This window comes from Actinokineospora sp. UTMC 2448 (assembly GCF_024760565.1).
GTDB classification, from domain to species: domain Bacteria; phylum Actinomycetota; class Actinomycetes; order Mycobacteriales; family Pseudonocardiaceae; genus Actinokineospora; species Actinokineospora fastidiosa.
Window position 1 is genome coordinate 4688496 of record NZ_CP031087.1, and the last position, 18823, is coordinate 4707318.

Genomic DNA, 18823 nt, shown 5'->3' on the forward strand with positions numbered 1-18823 from the left:
TACTGACAACGATTCTCATTTCAAGACGCACCGCCGGAGGAGTTCGATCACCGTGCCCAGCACCGCCGTCCGGCCGCCGTCCCTGTCCCGCGATCCCGCGTTCCTGCGGCTGTGGGCGGGCACCACCGCGTCGGGCCTGGCCACCTGGGCGCTGCCCTTCATCCTCGGCCTGGCCGTGCTCGACCGGTCGATCGGCGCGGTCGACCTCGGCGTCGTGCTGGCGACCCGGACCATCGGGTTCCTCGCCGCCGTGCCGGTGGCCGGGGTGCTCGCCGACCGCTTCTCCCGCCGCGGGGTGGTGCTGTGGTCGGGGCTGGTCGCCGCCGCCGGGTCGCCGCTGATCGCGCTCGGTCTCGGCCGGTCGGTCTGGCTGATGGCCGCGGCCGCCGCGCTGGTCGGCGCGGGGCAGGGCGCGTGCCGCCCGGCCTTCCAGGCGCTGACCGCCGAGGTCGTCGACGAGGACCGGCGCCAGCCCGCCAACGCAGCCATGACCCTGGCGGTGCGGGTGACGACCCTGGTCGCGCCGAGCCTGACAGCGCTGCTGGCCGTGGTCGCCGACACCGCGGCGCTGCTGGTGGGCACGGGCGTGCTCTGGCTGGTCACCGCGCTGGTCCCGCCGCCGGGCGCGGACAAACCCGCCGTCGTGGGCGTCCGGGCCGGTTTCGCCGCGGAGTTCGCCGAGGGGGTGCGGGAGGCGCGCAGGCACCCGTGGTTCCTGGCCGGGCTGGCCGCGCTGACCGCGGTGATCGCCACCGGGTACTCCGCGACCGGAGTCGTGCTGCCGCTGGTCAGCCGCGACCGCTACGGCACCGAGGCCGTGCTCGCCGCGGCCATGACCGCGTACACCCTGGGCGCGCTCGCCGGAGCGGTGCTGATCGCGCGCATGCGCCCGCGCGCCCAGGGCTGGGCGGCGCTGGCGGCCCTGGCCTGCTACGGATTCGCCCCGCTGACGCTGCTGCTGCCGGTGCCCGCCGCCGTCGTCGTCGCCGCGTACGCCGTGGCCGGGCTGGGCATCGAACTGTTCAACGTGCCCTGGTTCACCGCGACGCAACGCGAGGTCGCCCCGGACAAGCTCGCCCGCGTGTCCTCTTTGGACTTCCTGCTGTCGTACGGGCTGGCTCCGGTCGGCCTGGCGCTGATCGCCCCGGCGATCAGCGCGTTCGGGGCCGCCCCGGTGCTGTTGGTGTGCACCGGAGTGTGCTTCCTCGCGCCCGCCGCCGCGGCGCTGGTCCCCTCGACGCGCGGCTTCCGGGCCGAGGCGCGTCAACCCGATCCCCACCGAAAGGCAAGCTGACCATGCCGAGAACAACCTGGCCGCTAGTCGCGTCCGCCGTCGCACTGCTGGCGAGCACGGCGTGCGGGACCGAGTCCCCAGGAGCCGCTGCCACCCCGGGTTACCCGATGACGGTGGAGAACTGCGGCCGCCAGGTGACCATCGAGCGCGCGCCTCAGCGGCTCTATGTGATCGGCGGCGAGGCGGGCACGCTGGTGCACGCCGCGGGCGGCGCCGACCGGGTCGCCGTGTTCGCCCCGCTGAAGGACGAGCCGCTCGGCGCCGCGGCCGAACCGCTCGGCCGGGCCGAGCAGCAGCCGATCAAGAACTCCAAGGACATCTCCCGCGAGGTCATCATCGGCGCGGCGCCCGACATGGTGGTGACGTTCGGCCTCAACGACTTCGGCCCCGACGAGCTGGCCGCAGCGGGCATCCCCACGCTGATCGTCAGCGGGTACTGCGGCGGGTTCGGCGCGGGCCAGTCCGACGTGCACGACCCGCTGGAGGAGCTCTACCGCGACGTCGAGACGCTCGGGCGCGTGCTGGGCACCGAGCAGCAGGCCAAGGACGCGGTGACCGGCCTGCGCGGCCGGGTCGACGCGGTGCGGGAGAAGGCGCGCCAGTCCCCGCCCGCCGACACCGCGACCGCGGCCCTGTTCATCGCGGGACCCGACGCCCAGCCCGGCGCGTACGGCAAGCGCAGCATGATCCACCAGCAGATGGAGAGCGTCGGCCTGGTGAACGTCTTCGCGGGCACCGACGAGCGCTACTTCGAGCCCAACACCGAGGCCCTGATCAAGGCCGCGCCCCAGCGGATCGTCGCGCTCTACGAGGCGGCCGACACGACCGAGGACGCCGTGCGCCGCGCGGTGACCGGCCGCGCCGATCTCGCCGCCATCCCCGCTGTCGCCTCCGACGACATCCTGGTCCTCGACTTCTTCTACTCCGGGCACGGGACCCTCGCCGTCGACGGCCTGGAACAGCTGGCCGCCCAACTCGCCGCCTGAGCGCCCGGAGCCGAACGATGACCCAGACCGCCCACCGGGCGACCGCGAATCCGGCAGATCCGGCCCCGGACGACCTCGATCGCAGGCGCAGGACGCTGCACGCGACGCTGTGGGTATGCGGGCTCACGGCGCTGTTGCTGGCGGGCATACCCGTGGCCATCGGGTTGGGGCCGGTGCCGGTGGAACCCGGGACGGTCGCGCGGATCGTCGCCGCGCACCTGGTGGGCGGTCTGGACATCACCTGGACGCCCTCCGAGGACAGCATCGTGTGGCTGGTGCGCGCGCCCAGGGTGCTGCTGGCGGCCGTGGTCGGCGCGGCGCTGGCCGTCTCCGGCGTCGCGCTGCAGGCACTGGTGCGCAACGTGCTGGCCGAGCCCTACCTGCTGGGCGTGAGCGCCGGGGCGTCCACCGGCGCGGCCCTGACCATCCTCTTCGGGGTGGGCGCCTCGGTCGGCGCGAGCTCGCTCACCGGCAGCGCGTTCCTCGGCGCGCTCGCCGCGACGGGGATCGTGTTCGCCGTCGCGGCCCTCGGCGGGCGGATCACCTCGGTGCGGCTGCTGCTGGCCGGGGTGGCCGTCGGGTACGTGCTCAACGCCGTCACCAGCTTCCTCATCTTCGCATCCGACACCCCGGAGGGCGCGCGTGCGGTGCTGTTCTGGCTGCTGGGCTCGCTCGCCAGGGCCGACTGGCCCGCCGTGCTCGTCGCGGGCAGCCTGCTCGTGGTCTCCTTCGCGGTCCTGCTGCTGTGGTCGCGCAGGCTGGACGCGCTCACCCTCGGCGACGACACCGCCCACGCCCTGGGCAGCCCGCCCGCGCGGCTGCGCGCGCAGGCGCTCGTGGTGGTCGCGCTGTGCGTCGGCGCCGCGGTCGCGGTGTCCGGCGGGATCGGGTTCGTCGGCCTGGTCGTGCCGCACGTGGCCCGGCTGTGCGTCGGCGGCGTCCACCGCAGGCTGCTGCCCGTCTCCGCGCTGATCGGCGCGTCGTTCCTGATCTGGGCGGACGTGGTGGCCCGCATGGCGTTCGTGCCGAGGGAGCTGCCCCTCGGCATCATCACCGCCGTCCTCGGCGCCCCGTTCCTGCTGTTCCTGGTGCGCCGCGTCCGGTCGGCGGCCTGACCGAGAGAGGTGCCCGCGTGCTCAGCGCCACCGACGTGTCCTTCGCCTACGACGGAACACCCGTGCTGGCCGGGGTCAGCCTCGCCGCCCGCTCCGGCGGCGTCGTCGGCCTCATCGGCCCCAACGGCAGCGGGAAGTCCACGCTGCTGCGCGTCCTCTACTCGGCCCTGCGCCCCCTCGGGGGCGTCGTGCTGATCGACGGGACGCCCGTGTCCGACCTCCGCGGCCGCGAACTGCCCCGCCGGATCGCCGTCGTGGCCCAGGAGGCCCCGCCCGAACTCCCGGTCACGGTGGCCGAGATGGTCCTCTTGGGACGCTCGCCCCACCGGTCGTCCCTGCGGTCCTACACCGCGGACGACCACCGCATCGCCGCGACCGCGTTGCACCGGGTCGGCATGCGCGACCACGCCGACCGCGGTTTCGCCACCCTGTCCGGCGGGGAGAAGCAACGCACCCTGATCGCCCGCGCCCTCACCCAGCAGACCGGCCACCTGCTCCTCGACGAGCCCACCAACCACCTCGACATCCACTACCAGCACGAGATCCTGCACCTGGTCCGCGACCTCGGCATCACCACCGTGGTCGTCCTGCACGACCTGAACCTGGCCGCCCGCTACTGCGACCACCTCGTCCTCCTCGACAGCGGCCTGGTCGCCGCCTCCGGCCCGACCGAGGAGGTGCTGACCCCCGAGGTGCTCGAACCCGTCTACCGGGTCACCGTCCGCACCATCGACGACGGCGACTGCCGCCAACTCGTCTTCCGCCCGACCGAGGCCGCCAGAGCCCCAGCCGGCCTGCCCGCCCTCGGAGTACCGGCAGGACACGACGCGGTCAGCGAACCTGACCGAGGCTGACTCGATCCGCCGAGAGCTGCCGGACGCGCTCAGGAGGCGGTGGCGGTGCGGTCCGGCAGCAGCCGCGGCACGGCACGGACGTAGGCGAGCATGCCGATCACCTCGACCAGGGTCTGGGTGACGACGACGGCCGCCGCCAGCGCCAGCCGGTCGGGCAGGGCGAGCGCCAGCGGGAGCACGACCAGGGAATTGCGGGTCGCTCCGGTGAACACCACCGCCCGGGCGGCCGGGACGTCGAGGCGGAACACGCGGGCAACCGCCCATCCGGCAAAGGCCATGATCACCAGGAACGCCGCGTAGAACGGGATGACGGCGGCCACGTCGGCGAGATTGCCGTCCAGCCTGGGGACCTGGGAGGCGACGACGATGAGCAGGGTGGCGGCCATCAGCGGCACCATCGCTGTGCCCGCCGCCCCGGCCAGAGCCCGGCCTGCGGGTGCGCGGGCGGCCCATGCCTGGGTGGCCCAGGCAAGCGCCAGCGGGCCCACGATGAGCACGAGGAACGCCTCGACGAACGGCCCGGGCTCGACGATGTCGGCCAGCTCCGCGCCCAGGAACAGGTAGAGGAACACCGGCAGCAGCAGCATCTGGGCGATGAGCAGCAGCGGGGTGGCGGCCAGCAGCCGCTGACTACTGCCGCCCGCGAGGCCGCAGAAGACGATGACGTAGTCCACGCACGGGGTGAGCAGCACCAGCAGGACCCCGATGCGCACGGCCTGGTCGGCGGGCAGGAACCCGACCATCGCCGCGACCACGGCCGGGACGAGCAGGAAGTTCACCGCCAGCGTCGCGGACAGGAACCGCCCATCGCGCAGCGACCGCAGCAGCTCAGCCGCGGGGACCTGGAGGAAGGTGACGTAGAGCAGGGCGCCCAGCACCGGGTTGATGGCGTGCGCCAGACCCGGCCCGGCGGCAGGCAGCGCCCAGCCGAGCAGGCCACCGGCCGCCATCGCCGCGAGGTAGATGGCGATCTGGTGGTGCTCCATCCGCTCGACCACACCCCGCGTCACCCTGTCCGCTCCCGCTCCTCGCCACCACCTGCCGGTCCATCCTCACAGGCCCGAACCCGTCTTCGCCGTGCGCTCACCAACCGGATCTCGCGATGCTCACGCGTCGGCTCCGAACAGGTCGGCCAGCAGTTCTGCCGCGGTGTCCGGAGCGCGCACGGTCAGCTCCAGAGCCGCGGGGGTCAGGTGCAGGGTGAAGTCGAAGAACGCGCAACAGTCCTGCTCGGCCACGGCCAGCGCGGCGACCTCGGCGGCCAGCTCGGGCGTGGCCGGGAACACCAGCACCATCCCGTCGGGGACGGCGCGCCGGTCGGTGGCCCGGGCCGTGAGCCGCTGCCACTGCGCGGTCCGCTCACCGAGGTCGGGACCATCCAGAGTGCAGGCCACCGGCACGTCCCGCCACGGCTCACCCGCGGTCTCCTCGGGGCGGGTGGGCGGCACCGCCCCCGGCACGGTGGCCATGCAGCCGCAGTCCGGTCCGCACCCACCCGCAGGCGCGGGCGTCGACAACTGCTCGTGCACCCCGACCAGCCGGGCGGAGAACCCCGCGAGCTCGGCCTGGCGGCGATCGGCGTCGGCGATGCGCTCGGCGACCAGCGGCACCATCCGCTCCCGCACCGCCGCGCACACCCCCTGCTCCCACACGCCGAGCAGGTCGCGGATCTCCTCCAACGGCAGGCCGAGCGTCTTCGCCGAGGAGATGAACGCCAACCGCTCCACCGCGTCGGGCCCGTAGACCCGGTAGCCGGTCGCGGTCCGGTCGGCGGGCAAGAGGCCGGCCGTCTCGTAGTAGCGCAGCGTCGTCGCCGGGACACCGGTCTGAGCCGCGAGCTGGGAAATCCGCAGACTGGTCACCACCCGACGGTAAACCTTCGACCCGACTCGAAGGTCAAGCCCCACGTCCGGGCCCGTGGGGTTGATATTCGATGTGACTCATCACAGTGATCCCAGGACAAATTCGGAATCGCGGCCAATGCGCCGGTACCGCTTGACTGGGACGATCCAATCGTCCCCCAGGATCACTCTGAAGGAAGATCCGACATGACATCGCGCTCCCTGCGCCGCGGGTTCGGACTGTCGGCCATCGCCGTCGCCCTCGTGGTCGCGCAAGCCCCCGGCTTCACCGCCGTGGCCTCCCCCGAGACGGCGGCGGCCGTCGAGCGGCACTACGAGCAGCCCGGTCCGCACGCGGTGACCAAGGCGCCGGGCGGACCGGCCCACACCCTGTACTACCCGGCCGACATCGCGTCCTCTACCGTTCCGCACCCAGTGCTGGTGTGGGGCAACGGCACCAACGCCACCGTCGACCAGTACGACCAGTTCCTCAGGCACATCGCCTCCTGGGGCATCGTCGTCGCGGCGGCGAACACCGGGCGTGCGGGCTCCGGCGAGGAGATGCTGGCGGGCGCGCACTACCTGATCAGCGAGAACAGCCGCCCCGGCAGCGTCTTCCACGGCAAGATCAACCCGGGGAAGGTCGGCGCGGCAGGCCACTCCCAGGGCGGCGGCGGCGCCATCGCCGCGGGCGCCGACCCCCTCATCACGGTGACCGCGCCGGTGCAGCCGGGCCCGCAGGGCTCGGTGCCGACGCTGCAGGGTCCTGCCCTGTTCATCGCGGGCCAGCTGGACTACATCGTGCCGTCGTTCTACGTCCGCGGCCGCTACGCCCGGGCCGGGCACGTCCCCGCGGTGTTCGCCGAGCTGAGGGGTTCCGACCACTTCTTCCCGGGTGAGACCCGCACCCGCCTGATCGGCGTGCTCACGGCGTGGTTCCGCTACTGGCTGGCGGACGACACGAAGGCCAAGACGGTCTTCTTCGGCCCGGAAGACCAGACCGAGCTGTACCTGGACACCGCGGCCTGGTCCTCAGTAGACCGCAACGCGAAGGCCACCGCGATCGGCTGACCCGGCACGAACGGCCGCCCCCACGGAGGGCGGCCGTTCCGCTTTCCGGCAGCACCCCCCTGTGTCCCCCGAAGGAATGACCGCAGGCCGGGCGCTGGCAGTTGGGCAAAGGTGGGTACCCAGTAGGGGTGACGGGCTCGCGCAAGGGGGACGAGGAGGAGCGACAGGTCTGGGCCGAGGAGCTTCTTCGCAGATTGGACCGGCCCATGAGCATGCTGGGCGTGTTGTTCCTGTTCGTCGTCTTGGGCCAGACCCTGGCGATCGAACCGGCGCTCAACACCGTGCTGGTGATCGTCGGCTGGGTGTTGTGGCTGGTGTTCGTGGGGGAATTCGCGTTGCGGCTGTACGTCGCGCCGATGCGGGGGCTGTTCCTGCGGCGGAACTGGTGGCAACTGGTGTTCCTGGTCGTGCCGTTCCTGCGGTTCCTGCGCGTGGTCCGGGTCCTGCGGATCGCGAGGGCGGGTGGAGTGCTGTCCTCGGCCGTCAGGGGCAGCCGTTCCGCCGGGCGGTTGCTGTCCGGCAGGCTGGGTTGGCTCATGGCGGTGACCGGGGTCTTGGTCCTCGCGTGCAGCCAGTTGCTCATGCTGACGGGTGATTACCAGTCCTACCACCTCGCGCTGCACGACGTCGCGCTGGCCACGATCACCGGGGAGCCGATGACCCAGGGCGGGGGATTCGCGCGTTTTCTGGAAGTCGTGCTCGCGTGCTATTCGGTGGCAGTCTTCGCCGCCCTAGCCGCAAGCCTCGGGGCCTATTTCCTCCGACCGGACGGCCCGAGTGGCGAGATCGAGAAGGCCACCGAGTAGTGCTATCCCGTTTCTCTTTGCGATTTCACGGGACGGTCACCGCTCGGGCAGCTAGCGAGCCCCCGCGATCAGGAACCACTGTGGCCCGTTCGGGCGGTTTCCGCGGCGCCGATCGCGCTCACCACGAGCTTGCGCACCGCCACCACCACCGCAGCCGTGGCGATCTGCGCCCAACTCATCCCGAAGGACAACCCCAGCAGACCCGCCGCCATCAACAACTCCACCAACACCCGCACCGCAGCAGTGACCGACCGCCCGGTCACCAGCACCACAACGGCCACCACCAGCGCACACCCCGCAAAGAGCGGAACCAACCCCGTCACGACGACGTTCGCTCATCCCGAGGACCGCGCTCACGGACCAGACGTTGCTCCTCGGCGATCTCCCGACCAAGGAAGTAGTTCAACGCCGTCCGGATCGCCGCGATCGCCGCCAGCTGCCCGATCTGAGTGAACGTCGGCGCGATCGCCGTCCGCAGAATGTCCCCCGCCAGCTGGAACTCCAACCCCAACGCAAGAAACCGCCCCAACGTCAACCGCACCGGCGTGAACACCGCCGCGTCGCGATACCGGATACCGCTGACCACGAACCGGATCATCGCCCAGGCAGCACCCGTCACGATGACCGCGGCCCCCGCCATCTCCACCAGGCGCACCAGCCAGTCGATCACCGCCCGCAGCTCTTCCTCACCCATACCCTGACCCCGTGATCGGCTCCACGTCCCGGCCGACTACCCAGGCGTCCACCACCCAAACCCCGACCCGCCGCCGCTAGCCCACCAATCGTGACCCTGGCAGATGACGAACCCGAGCAGCACGACACTTGACCGCGATCGCCGAACTCGACTATCCGGACGCTGGCTCGGGGCTGACCCCTGAGTCACTCGAACGGCGGACGCGACGGTTCCCGCCCCCGGCACCGGGTAGTTCTGCGCTGTTGTCGCCTCAGAACGGTGCCCATCGCGCCGGGGCGCGCCATCGGGAGGAGCGCAGAGGATGTTCCGCACCGCCGCCCTGGCCGCAGCCGCCTTCGCCGCCGCCAGCCTGTCCGCACTGGCCGCCGCCCCAGCGCGGGCGACGGCCGACGACTGCCTGAAGGTTCTTCAGTGCGGCCTGAACACCGAGGGCTGAGCGGCGCACCTCCATTGTAGACATTCTCGGCGGTTGACCGGTGGCAGCTCCTGCCCGTGGCAGGCTGACCCGGTCACTCGTGGCGTCGTCGACAGAGCAATTCGCCGTGAGTGGGGCGAGGGAAGTCGCTGCCGATGATGTCGAATCCGGCGCGGTCGAGCATGCCTTCGAGGATCCAGGCGTAGGTGGAGAACTCCTCGCGGATGTGTGTCTCGAAGTCCTCCCGGGTGAAGCCGTCGGCGCGGCCGAACGCGTCGACGAAATGCCGCAGGTGCCGCTCGTACTCGGCGGGCGGGAACGTGAAGATGACGTCCCAGATGTAGAGCAGTCCACCCGGCTTGAGATAGCCAGCGATGTTGAGCAGCGCGGTCTGCTTCCAGAAATCCGGCAATTGATGCAACGCGGATTTGGTGGTGACCACGTCGGCGGACGGTCCCGCATGCCGGTAGCCGAGAAACCCAGCGTGGTGCAGCGCCACCGTCACACCCGCGGCGTCGGCGCGACGCAGCGTGTACCGCAACATCTGCTCGGACACGTCCACACCATGCGCTTCGGCACCGGCCAACGCCGCCTCGACGACAAAGGACCCGGTACCGCATGCCAGGTCGATCAGGCGAACCCCGGGCCCGACCCCCAACCGCTGCAGCAACGCACGGTCACGAGCCTGATCGGTGCCCTGGTTCAGGTCGTAGCCCTCAACCGCTTCCGCACTGCCCAGATCCACCCCCACAGGGCAGAACTCACGAAACATCCAGGATTCGGCCACGCCCCCAGCGTAGAGCCTAGCCGGGACTGCTCACGGGCATCGACCGCCGCCAGCCCGAAGAATCTGACTCTCGAACGCTGGCCCGCCACGTTCGTACGCCGCCGTCATCACGCGGTGCTCGCGGCGCGTTTCGACGCGCAATCCCAAGCCTTCCTGGGCTTACTGCTACTGCTCACCCTTCTGCTCGGCGTCATCCTGCTCGTCCTCATCCTGAGGAATGGGATCCTCATCGGATTCCAGAGCCGCCTGTTCCCGATCGCGCCCCTTTTTGAGATCCTCCGGAAATTCCATACCGTGTTCAGTGGTAACTTCGGTCATGATCTGACTCCCTTCATTGTTCACAGAACCTGCACACCTGTCATCCTCGCACTCCCGACCAACAACAGCCGGAAGCGAGAAGTAAACCACCTGAATGTGTGTCTCATCAGTACGTGGCACGCCAAGAGCCCCTCGCCTGACTGCCCCCGGCGACCCTCGTAGCGTCGGAATCGCGTAGGGGAACTAAGAATCCCCCGCCCGGCAAACCACTACATCAGCGCGCGGAAGTGCCCGACAAGCGCGGGCCGCAAACGACCACGAGTCCTCGGACTAGCTAACACCCCGACGAGTGGTGCGCCAGCGTGCCAGTCCTCCACCACGCGGGTCCACTGACACCACTTCGCCATCCACGGGAGTCAGGTCCCGGCCGGTCCACTCCTCAGCTTGGCCCCTGCCGATCAGTCCGACACCGAGCCCGTCCGTGACCGGCCCAGCGTCACCGACGCACCGAAGCCTGTCGCTACCCGGGGTCCGTGGGCTTTCATCGCCCCCACCGCCCACGCAGCACCAACCCTCGACGAACCCCGACCACGCACAAACCCATGGTGGAGGCGGTGCGTGCTGCGCGGTCGGCTCGGTCGGTGGCCAGGCAATACAAGGCGCGGACGTCCTACCTGCGTGCACTTACATCCCGACTCACCGCCAGCGAGCTGGCCGCGACGGTGGGCGCGGTGCGCTCCGGGGAAGCAGTGGGTGGTATGACTGCCCGGTACAGGGTGAGCCAGTCTTCTTACGCTGAGGTCAACACTTAGTCGACCACCTCCTCGGCCGGATGAACGCCACCATGCGCTTCCTCCTCTGAGCCTCATCCCATCCGCCAGCTTCCGCGGCGGCGCCCTCGCCACCGGCACCCCCGAAGCCCTCTGGATCGCCGCACTCGGCGGACTGCTGGCCCCCTCTGGCTGATCTTCTCCCCGCTGCGCGGCGTCCGCGACCTCACCCACCAGTAAGACCACGGCGATCATTCCGACGACATCACCAGCTGACCCTCACTCTCGCAGTAACGCCAACCACAGCGGAACTCCTGCGGGGAACGCGCGTCGTCCTGGACCGCAGGGCCGGTGGTTCGCCGCAGGCTTGCCGGGATCACCTGCCCAGCCACCCGACCTCACCCCACGACAGGCAGTCGCACGGTGACGTCTCGTAGCACCATCGCGCTGGGTGTGCGGCTGCCGTGGAGGACGAACATGTCCGAGATCGGGGTGACGGTGAGGAACAGGGAACTGCCCGCCGGGACCGCCGCGGCGACCGAGGGCAGCTCGATCGTGCGGCGGGCGCCCAGGTTCAGGCTCTCCTCGCGGTGCGGGAGCACGTTGTTCTGGATCACCCTGGCGTCCAGGGGCGAGGTGCCGACGCTGAGCGCGAAGAACGCGCGGCTGTCCAGGCCCAGCGTCGTGACCAGGGCGTCCAGCGACGGCGAACCGGCGAGGGTGAGCGGGCCGTCCGCGATCTTGATCGCCTGCGGCAGGCCCACGGCCGCGGTGGTGAGGATGTCGGGCAGTTCGGCCGTGGTGGTCGGTTTGACGGAGTCCACGCTGACGCACCCGCCCTCGGCGGTCATGAGGTGGTAGCGGCCGTACCCGGTCAGCGTGCGGGGCGCGCCCTGGAGGTTTTCGGCCAGGAAGCGCAGTTCGAGTTCGTCGTAGCCGGAACCGCCGAGTCGGGCGGAGCACGTGTCGCCCGGGACGGCGTAGCCCGCGGGGAGGGCGGAGGGGAGCACGTGGCCGCCGTTGTAGCCGACGAGCATGCTCCGGGCGCGGGCGCGGTCGGTGAGCGCCATGTCGAAGTTGTCGATCGCCTGGTCCAGCGGGAACAGGTTGTCGTTGATCCCCTGGTGCAGCAGCACCGGGATGTCCAGCCGCCTGCCAGCGGCGGCGTGGTGGGCGGGGCCGTTGTCGTGGAAGAACTCGTCCATCGTGGCAGGCCAGCGGCCGGTGAGCAGCCCTTCGGCGTAGCCGGCGTGGAGCGTCGAGGTGTGCGCGCCGGGGGCGACGGCGTAGAGGGCGGTCACCCACGTCGTGCGCACGACCTCGCGGGGGGCGAGGCTCTCGTTCAGGGACGACCACGTGATCTGCGGGGCGAGCGCGTCGAACCGCGTCCGGCCGGTCTTGGCGATTTCGGCGAAGGCGCCCGCGAACTGGTAGCCGCCGCCGTAGGAACCGCCGACGGCGCCCAGCACCGGATCGCTCGGGCCGGTCTTGCGCACCCAGTCCAGCGACGCGACATAGTCGATCACCCGGATGACGTCCTCGCCCTCGAACGCCGGGTCGCCCACGTGCGCCTTCCCGCCGCTCTCGCCGAAGCCGCGCTGGTCGAAGCTGACCACGCCGAAACCGGCATCGAGGTAACGCTGGACCGACTCCGGAGCGGTTTCGCGGGAGCCGCCCCAGCCGTGGCTGTGCAGCAGCACCGGCACCCGCCCGTGCGCGGCCGCGGCAGGCCTGAAGACGGTGAGGCAGATGTCCACCGGTCCCGGTGCCAGCGGGTCGGTCTCCGGCACCCCGGCGACGCAGACGTGGCGCGGCGCGGGCGAGTCCGCGACCGCCGCCGGGGAAGCGGCAACGGCCAGTGCGGCGGTGGTTGCCACCGCGGTGAGTACGGCCACCAGGCGCATCGGGTCCTCCATCGTGGTCGGTCGGCGGTGAACGAGCGATCAGCGACGCGCGGTCGACGCCGGTGCGGTGGAGGTCCATGGTGGACGGCCCGCACCGGAGCGGGCGTCAGAGACTCCCGGCGCGGGCGACTCCGCCGTACCAGCGCGCGCTGGGCTTTATCGTGCGGGTGAAGGTCTCGCGGTCGACGGACACCAGGCCGAAGGTCGGTGTCCACGATCCCCACTCGTAGTTGTCGAGCAGCGACCAGTGGAGGTAGCCGCGTACGTCGACACCGTCGTCGATGGCGCGGGCCAGCCCGGTCAGAGCACGGCGGGTGTAGTCGACCCGCTCCGCGTCGTCGGCTGTCGCGATCCCGTTCTCCGTGACCAGGATCGGCACAGTGGGCCCAACCCGCCGGGCGGTGTGGCGGACGGCGCCCTCCAGCGCCTCGGGGTAGAACTCCCAGCCGGTGAGCGTCCTGCGCGCACCGCCGGGGTCGCGCGGGCCGTCCGGGCCGATGACGACCCGGGTGTAGGCCTGCACGCCGATGAAGTCGTCGTCCTTGGCGACGTCGAGGAACTGGTCCTCACGGGAACGGGACCACTCCGCGGTCAGGTCTTCCGCGCCTGCCGCGGCCTGGAAGTTCTGGTTCGCCACGGTCCAGCCGGAGCGCACCCGCGGCAGGGTGGCGAGTTCCTCGCGGGCGGCGCGGTGCGCTGCGATCAACGCGTCGGCGACGTCCTGGTCCGGTGGGGGCATCGCGCCTGCCACGTTCTCGTGGCGCTCACCGCGCTTGAGCATCGCGCTCATCATCGCGAGCATGTTCGGCTCGTTGATGGTGCACACCCACTCGACGCCGTCGAGGATCGGCAGCACCGAGCGGACGTAGTCGCGGAAGCGGGAGACGCCCTCGCCCGTGGTCCACCCGCCCGCCGCGCGGAACCACGCCGGGGTGGTGAAGTGGTGCAGCGTCACCACGGGCGTCAGGCCGCGCTCGAAGCACCCCTCGACCATCCGTCGGTAGTGCGCGAGCTGCGCCCGCGAGGTGTGGCCGGGCGCGGGCTCGACGCGCGCCCACTCGATGCCGAACCGGTAGCAGTTGAGGCCGATGTCCCGCACGATGTCGAGGTCTTCCGGCCACCGGTGGTAGCTGTCGCAGGCGTCGCCGCTGCGCTCGGGCATGATCGACTCCGGCGCGTTCTCGACGGCCCACAGGTCGCTCGTGGTGTTGTTGCCCTCGACCTGGTGCGCGGCGGTCGCGGCTCCCCACAGGAAACCGCCGGGGAAGGTGCTCGTCATGGTGTCTCCTGGCTGTGAGTCCGGGCCGCTCCCGGGCGGCGGTACGCGCCCGCGGCGAGGAGTTCCGCCTGGCGGGCGTCGGCTTCCCGCACCAGCTCCGCCACGGTCGCCGAGGTGACCCCGAGACCGAAGGAGCGCAGCTTGTCGAGCGGGATGGACAGGAACATCCGCACCAGCTCGGGGGCGACCGACGACGCCAGGCCGGACCGAGAGACCCGGTCGAGGAGCGTGGCGAGCACCTGCCGTCCCGCGGGGTCGGCCCGCCATTCGGCGATGGTGGACTGTGCGGTGAGCGGCGCCAGGACGCGGTCGCCGTCACTGTGCACTGTGGTCCGCAGCCGCACGTCCCGCGATGACGCTCCCACGTGAACGGCGTAGTCGCCCGGGCGCACGGTCCAGCGCTGCCCGCGTGCGTCCCACGTCTGCAGGTCGGTGGCCGTCAGGGGGAGCGTGACGGTGGTCGTCTCGCCGGGCCGCAGGTCGAGTGCGACGAAGCCGCGCAGCTCTGCGCGCGGGCGGGTCGGCTGGTCCTCGGCCGGGCCGACGTAGAGCTGGGCGACCTCCCGGCCGTCCCGATCGCCCGTGTTCGTCACCGAGAACGTCACCTCCCAGCTGTTCTCGGCCGGGGCGACCACCCGGAGGTCCGAGTACTCGAAGCGGGTGTAGGTCAGGCCGTGCCCGAACGGGAAGGCGACCGGCCGGTCCACCGTGTCGAAGTACCGGTACCCCACGTGGACGCTCTCCCCGTACACCGAGATCCCGTCGGCGCCGGGGAAGGTCGGGTAGCTGGGGTGGTCCGCGAGCCGCAGGGGGATGGTCTCGGCGAGCCTGCCCGAGGGGGCGCGGTCACCGAGGAGGAGGTCCGCGGTCGCCTCCCCGCCCGCCTGGCCGAGCAGCCAACCCTCCAGGATCGCGTTGGCGTGGTGCCGCCACTCGGCCACCGACACGACGCCGCCGTTCGACAGCACGACGACCACGCGCGGCGCGACGGCGGCGACCCGCTCCAGCAGGCTCACCTGGTCGGCGGGCAGATCGAGCGTCGTGCGGTCGAAGCCCTCGGACTCGGCGTGCTCGGGCAGTCCCAGGAAGACCACGGCGACGTGGGCGGCGCGGGCGACCTCGACCGCGGCGAGTGCCAGCGCGTCGTCACCGGAGCCGTCCACGCTGTACCCCGGTGCGAACCGGACGACGTCGGCTCCCAGCCGCCGGGTGAGCGCGTCCAGGGCCGAACTCACCCCCGTCGGCACGATGCGGGAGGAGCCACCGCCCTGGAAGCGCGGTGTGCGGGCGAACTCGCCGATGACCGCGACGGAATCGAGCGACGAGCGGTCGAGCGGGAGCACCCCGTCGTTGGTCAGCAGCACCGCGGCCTGCGCGGCGGCTTCCCTGGCCAGGTCGGCGTTGCGGTCGCGGATCGCGGCCAGTTCCGGTTCGGAGGCGGGCTCCTTGGCACCGCCGAGCCTGGCTTCGAGGCGGCGCAGGCGGTCGACGACGGCGTCGAGAGCGGATTCGTCCAGCTCCCCCCGGTCGACGGCGGCCACGACCTCGCCGTCCGTGCCGGTCGGCGGCATCTCCAGGTCGAGACCGGCGCGGAGGGCGGCGACCCGGTCGTCGACGGCGCCCCAGTCGGACACGACGACCCCGTCGAAGCCCCACTCCTCGCGCAGCAGCCGGGTGAGCAGCCAGTGGTCCTCGCTCGCGGGGACGCCGTTGATCCGGTTGTAGGCACTCATCACCATCGCCGGGCGCGCGGCCTTGACGACGTGCTCGAACGCGCGGAGGTAGATCTCGCGCAGGGCCCGCTGGTCGACCTCGGCGGAGACCCGCATGCGGTCCGTCTCCTGGTTGTTCACCGCGAAGTGCTTCACGCACGCGCCGACGCCGCTGGACTGGACGCCCTCGACGTAGGCGGCGGCGAGCCTGCCGGTGAGGTGCGGGTCCTCGGAGAGGTACTCGAAGTTGCGGCCGCCGAGCGGGGAGCGCTTGATGTTCATGCCGGGGCCGAGGAGCACGTCCACCTCCAGGGCGGCCGCCTCCTGGCCGAGGGCCGCCCCGACGCGGCGCACCAGCTCCGGGTCCCAGGTCGAGCCGAGGGCCACTCCGGGCGGGAAGCACGTGGCCGGGACGCTGTCGCCGATGCCGAGCGCGTCACCGCCCGTGCGCTGGCGGCGCACCCCGTGCGGCCCGTCGGCGAGCAGGAACGGGCGCACGAGGCCCGGCGCGCCCGTCGAGTGCCAGGTGCCGCTGCCCGAGGTCAGTGATGCCTTGAGCTCTATCGGGATGGAGCGGTCCTTCTGGTCAGGCATGGGGCGTCTCCCTCGTGGGTGGGTGGAGTGGGCGCGTCCGATCGCGGCGGATGGCGGACCTCAGGCCGAATCCGTGCTCCAGCCGGTCGTGTCGACGCCGAGCAGGGCGAGGAAGTCGATCAGGCGGGCGCGCATGTCGATCGTCCCGGGAGCGAGCAGCCACTGCGTCTGGAGCCCGTCGAGGAGCGCGATGAGCTGTTGCGCCGCGCTGTCCGGGGCGAGGCCGGGCTGGTCCATCAGCTCGCCGAGGACCGCGGCGAAGTGGGCCCGCAGGATCTCGTAACGGCGGCGGAAGTAGGTGTGCGCCGGGTGCTCGGCGTCGCTCGCCTCGTTGGAGAGCTTGGCGTACAGCGCGACGAGCCCGGGTGTCCTGGCGTTCCGCTCGACGATGCCGACCGTCTGGTCGAGGTGCTCCCAGGCGCTGAGGGTCTCGTCGAACAGGACGGCGGCGTCGTTCGCGTCGCGTTGTTCGAGCACCCGGATGAGCAGTTCGTCCTTGCCGCCGGGGAAGTGGTGCAGGAGACCGGCGTGGGTGATCTTCGCCCGGGCGGCGATGTCCCTGAGGGACACCGCGAGGTACCCGGACTGGGCGAACAGGTCGGCGGCGGCGTCGATGATCCGCTCCTTGGTGCGGTCGCCCTTGGTGTGCCTGCGGACGCGAGCCCGCGCGTCGGTCGCGACATGGCCGAGGTCCGGACTCGTCATCGTGTCTCCTCGTGGATCGGGGCCCGGTCGGGCATCACCGGTGATACCGAACGGTGCTGGACATCGAGCGTGGTGGTGTGCCTACCATGTCGCCAACAGAACTTACCACATGGTTAGTTTTGCGGATCGGTTGCGCGGGCGACGAAACCCGGCTGCTCAGGACAGGAGTGACCTATGAGGATCCGCAGGTTCCCGACCGCGGGCTCGGCAGGTGTTGTGGCAGCTGCCCTCGTACTGGCGGGATGCGCCGGAGCAGGCGGGGCTGCCGGGCAGAGCGACCCGACCCTCGACATCGCCACGATGACGTTCCCGCAGAGCCTCGACCCGGTGACCGCGATCGGCGGCGCGCTGCCCTTCTTCCAGGCCGCCTACGACTCCCTGGTCAAGCGCGAGCCCGACGGCGCCTACAGCCCGATGCTGGCCACCGGGTGGACCTGGGACACCGACCGCACGAAGCTGTCGCTGACGCTGCGCGATGACGTCAGGTTCGACGACGGGACGCCGTTCGACGCCGCGGCGGTCAAGGCGAACCTGGAGCGCTTCAAGGCGAGCAGCGGGGCCAACGCCAAGTGGCTCTCCGGCCTGGAGCGGGTGGAGGTGGTCGACGCGACCCGTGTCGTGCTGCACCTGGACGCCCCGGACCCCGCCTACCTCTACTACCTGTCGGACGCCGCCGGTCTCATGGCCAACCCCGCGGCGTTCGCCGACGCCGAGAGGTTGAAGACCACGCCCGACGGCACGGGACCGTACGAACTGGACGCCGCCCAGACCGTCGTCGGGACGAAGTGGGTCTACCGGCGCGCCGACGACTACTGGGGCGAGCGCCTGCCGTTCGACGGCGTCACCATGACGGTGTTCGACAACGAGACGGCCATCGTCAACGGCCTCAAGACCGGGCAGATCGACACGGCCGTCGTGCAGGACGCCAACCAGCAGGCGAGCCTGGAGGGCGCCACCACCCTGACGACGACCCCGGTCGACTTCGACTACCAGGGCATCCTGCTGTTCGACCGCGCCGGGGTGGTGACCCCCGAACTCGCCGACGTCCGGGTGCGGCAGGCGCTCAACCACGCCATCGACCGCAAGACGATGCTGGAGCAGATCCGCCGGGGCAAGGGCGCCGTCACCAGCCAGGTCTTCGGCGCCGACACCGTCGCCTACGACGAAAGCCTCGACTCGTACTACGCGCACGACCCGGAGAAGGCCAAGCGACTGCTGGCGGAGGCCGGGCACGCGGACGGCTTCGAGTTGAAGATGCCGCGCATGACCTCCATCGTCTCCGACGCCATCGACGCCTCGCTCCAGTCCGACCTCGCCGACGTCGGGATCACCCTCACCTGGGTGGACGTCGACCAGGGCGACGCGCTGCGGCGGATCTTCCAGGACCGCGAGTTCTCCGGGTTCGTCATGAACAACGGGCAGCCCGCCACCGACTGGCTGGCGATCAAGGACCTCGTGCTGCCGGGCACGTTCAACGTCTTCGGCTACACCGACGAGACGGTGCGGTCGCTGGTGCCGAAGATCCAGGCGGCGCAGGCCGAGGACGCGCTCGACGAGCTGCGGGCCCTCAACAGGCACCTCGTGGAGGACGCATGGTTCGTCCCGTTCTACCGGATGACCTACGCGCTGGTGACCGACGGCGGCGTCACGGCCCTCCCCCAGTCGGGCATGGCGGTCCCGTCCCTCTACAACTACCAGCCCACCGGCTGAGTCCCCGGGGACCGGATCCCGCAGGAGG

18 protein-coding genes are annotated in these 18823 nt (G+C 71.3%); 8 read left to right on the top strand and 10 right to left on the bottom strand.

What is annotated here, in order from left to right; translation table 11 throughout:
- Window positions 1-46 precede the first annotated feature (46 nt).
- From Actkin_RS21360 to Actkin_RS21375, 4 genes are all read left to right on the top strand, one after another.
- The gene (locus tag Actkin_RS21360) at window positions 47-1294 is read left to right on the top strand and encodes an MFS transporter (protein WP_258907965.1); all 1248 of its coding nucleotides are present in this window, start codon (window positions 47-49) and stop codon (window positions 1292-1294) included.
- A gap of 107 nt (window positions 1295-1401) precedes the next feature.
- Window positions 1402-2280, top strand: coding sequence for an ABC transporter substrate-binding protein (locus Actkin_RS21365; RefSeq protein ID WP_258903980.1), 879 nt, complete (start codon window positions 1402-1404; stop codon window positions 2278-2280).
- A gap of 17 nt (window positions 2281-2297) precedes the next feature.
- Window positions 2298-3395, top strand: coding sequence for a FecCD family ABC transporter permease (locus Actkin_RS21370; protein WP_258903981.1), 1098 nt, complete (start codon window positions 2298-2300; stop codon window positions 3393-3395).
- Window positions 3396-3412: 17 nt separating this feature from the next.
- On the top strand, window positions 3413-4249 hold the full coding sequence (locus tag Actkin_RS21375) for an ABC transporter ATP-binding protein (protein WP_258903982.1): 837 nt from the start codon (window positions 3413-3415) through the stop codon (window positions 4247-4249).
- 29 nt (window positions 4250-4278) lie between these two features.
- Here the strand turns inward: Actkin_RS21375 and Actkin_RS21380 are convergent, their stop codons facing one another.
- Window positions 4279-5235 carry an arsenic resistance protein gene (locus Actkin_RS21380; protein WP_258907966.1) on the bottom strand — a complete coding sequence of 319 codons (957 nt, stop codon included), beginning with the start codon at window positions 5233-5235 and terminating at the stop codon, window positions 4279-4281.
- Between the two features lie 120 nt (window positions 5236-5355).
- Window positions 5356-6111 carry a MerR family transcriptional regulator gene (locus tag Actkin_RS21385; RefSeq protein ID WP_258903983.1) on the bottom strand — a complete coding sequence of 252 codons (756 nt, stop codon included), beginning with the start codon at window positions 6109-6111 and terminating at the stop codon, window positions 5356-5358.
- A gap of 186 nt (window positions 6112-6297) precedes the next feature.
- Here Actkin_RS21385 and Actkin_RS21390 point away from each other — a divergent pair, with 186 nt between their 5' ends.
- Both Actkin_RS21390 and Actkin_RS21395 read left to right on the top strand, forming a co-directional pair.
- Window positions 6298-7161 carry an alpha/beta hydrolase family protein gene (locus Actkin_RS21390; protein WP_258903984.1) on the top strand — a complete coding sequence of 288 codons (864 nt, stop codon included), beginning with the start codon at window positions 6298-6300 and terminating at the stop codon, window positions 7159-7161.
- A gap of 206 nt (window positions 7162-7367) precedes the next feature.
- Window positions 7368-7967: a hypothetical protein gene (locus tag Actkin_RS21395; RefSeq protein ID WP_258903985.1), complete on the top strand. Its 600-nt coding sequence runs from the start codon at window positions 7368-7370 to the stop codon at window positions 7965-7967.
- 68 nt (window positions 7968-8035) lie between these two features.
- Here Actkin_RS21395 and Actkin_RS21400 read toward each other — a convergent pair whose 3' ends face one another.
- Both Actkin_RS21400 and Actkin_RS21405 read right to left on the bottom strand, forming a co-directional pair.
- Entirely contained in the window at window positions 8036-8251 is a 216-nt protein-coding gene (locus Actkin_RS21400) for a hypothetical protein (protein WP_258903986.1), read from the bottom strand.
- A gap of 35 nt (window positions 8252-8286) precedes the next feature.
- Window positions 8287-8661: a DUF1622 domain-containing protein gene (locus Actkin_RS21405; RefSeq protein ID WP_258903987.1), complete on the bottom strand. Its 375-nt coding sequence runs from the start codon at window positions 8659-8661 to the stop codon at window positions 8287-8289.
- 301 nt (window positions 8662-8962) lie between these two features.
- Between Actkin_RS21405 and Actkin_RS21410 the strand changes: the two genes are divergently transcribed.
- A complete protein-coding gene (locus Actkin_RS21410; protein ID WP_258903988.1) occupies window positions 8963-9097 on the top strand; it encodes a hypothetical protein in 135 nt (44 codons plus the stop codon).
- A gap of 73 nt (window positions 9098-9170) precedes the next feature.
- Here Actkin_RS21410 and Actkin_RS21415 read toward each other — a convergent pair whose 3' ends face one another.
- The 6 genes from Actkin_RS21415 to Actkin_RS21440 all read right to left on the bottom strand — a co-directional run bounded on the left by Actkin_RS21415 (window position 9171) and on the right by Actkin_RS21440 (window position 17085).
- Window positions 9171-9863, bottom strand: coding sequence for a class I SAM-dependent methyltransferase (locus tag Actkin_RS21415; protein ID WP_258903989.1), 693 nt, complete (start codon window positions 9861-9863; stop codon window positions 9171-9173).
- Window positions 9864-10028: 165 nt separating this feature from the next.
- Complete coding sequence (locus tag Actkin_RS21420; RefSeq protein ID WP_258903990.1) at window positions 10029-10181, bottom strand: hypothetical protein; 153 nt, start codon at window positions 10179-10181, stop codon at window positions 10029-10031.
- Between the two features lie 1108 nt (window positions 10182-11289).
- The gene (locus Actkin_RS21425) at window positions 11290-12795 is read right to left on the bottom strand and encodes an alpha/beta hydrolase (protein WP_258903991.1); all 1506 of its coding nucleotides are present in this window, start codon (window positions 12793-12795) and stop codon (window positions 11290-11292) included.
- A 106-nt stretch (window positions 12796-12901) separates the two neighbouring features.
- Window positions 12902-14074 (bottom strand): glycoside hydrolase family 1 protein, encoded by a 1173-nt coding sequence (locus Actkin_RS21430; RefSeq protein ID WP_189213711.1) that lies wholly within the window; start codon window positions 14072-14074, stop codon window positions 12902-12904.
- On the bottom strand, window positions 14071-16380 hold the full coding sequence (locus Actkin_RS21435; RefSeq protein ID WP_258903992.1) for a glycoside hydrolase family 3 C-terminal domain-containing protein: 2310 nt from the start codon (window positions 16378-16380) through the stop codon (window positions 14071-14073). The genes Actkin_RS21430 and Actkin_RS21435 overlap by 4 nt, the downstream gene beginning before the upstream one ends.
- 60 nt (window positions 16381-16440) lie before the next feature.
- Window positions 16441-17085, bottom strand: coding sequence for a TetR/AcrR family transcriptional regulator (locus tag Actkin_RS21440; RefSeq protein ID WP_189213709.1), 645 nt, complete (start codon window positions 17083-17085; stop codon window positions 16441-16443).
- A gap of 174 nt (window positions 17086-17259) precedes the next feature.
- Between Actkin_RS21440 and Actkin_RS21445 the strand changes: the two genes are divergently transcribed.
- Entirely contained in the window at window positions 17260-18795 is a 1536-nt protein-coding gene (locus tag Actkin_RS21445; RefSeq protein WP_258903994.1) for an ABC transporter substrate-binding protein, read from the top strand.
- Window positions 18796-18823 lie beyond the last annotated feature (28 nt).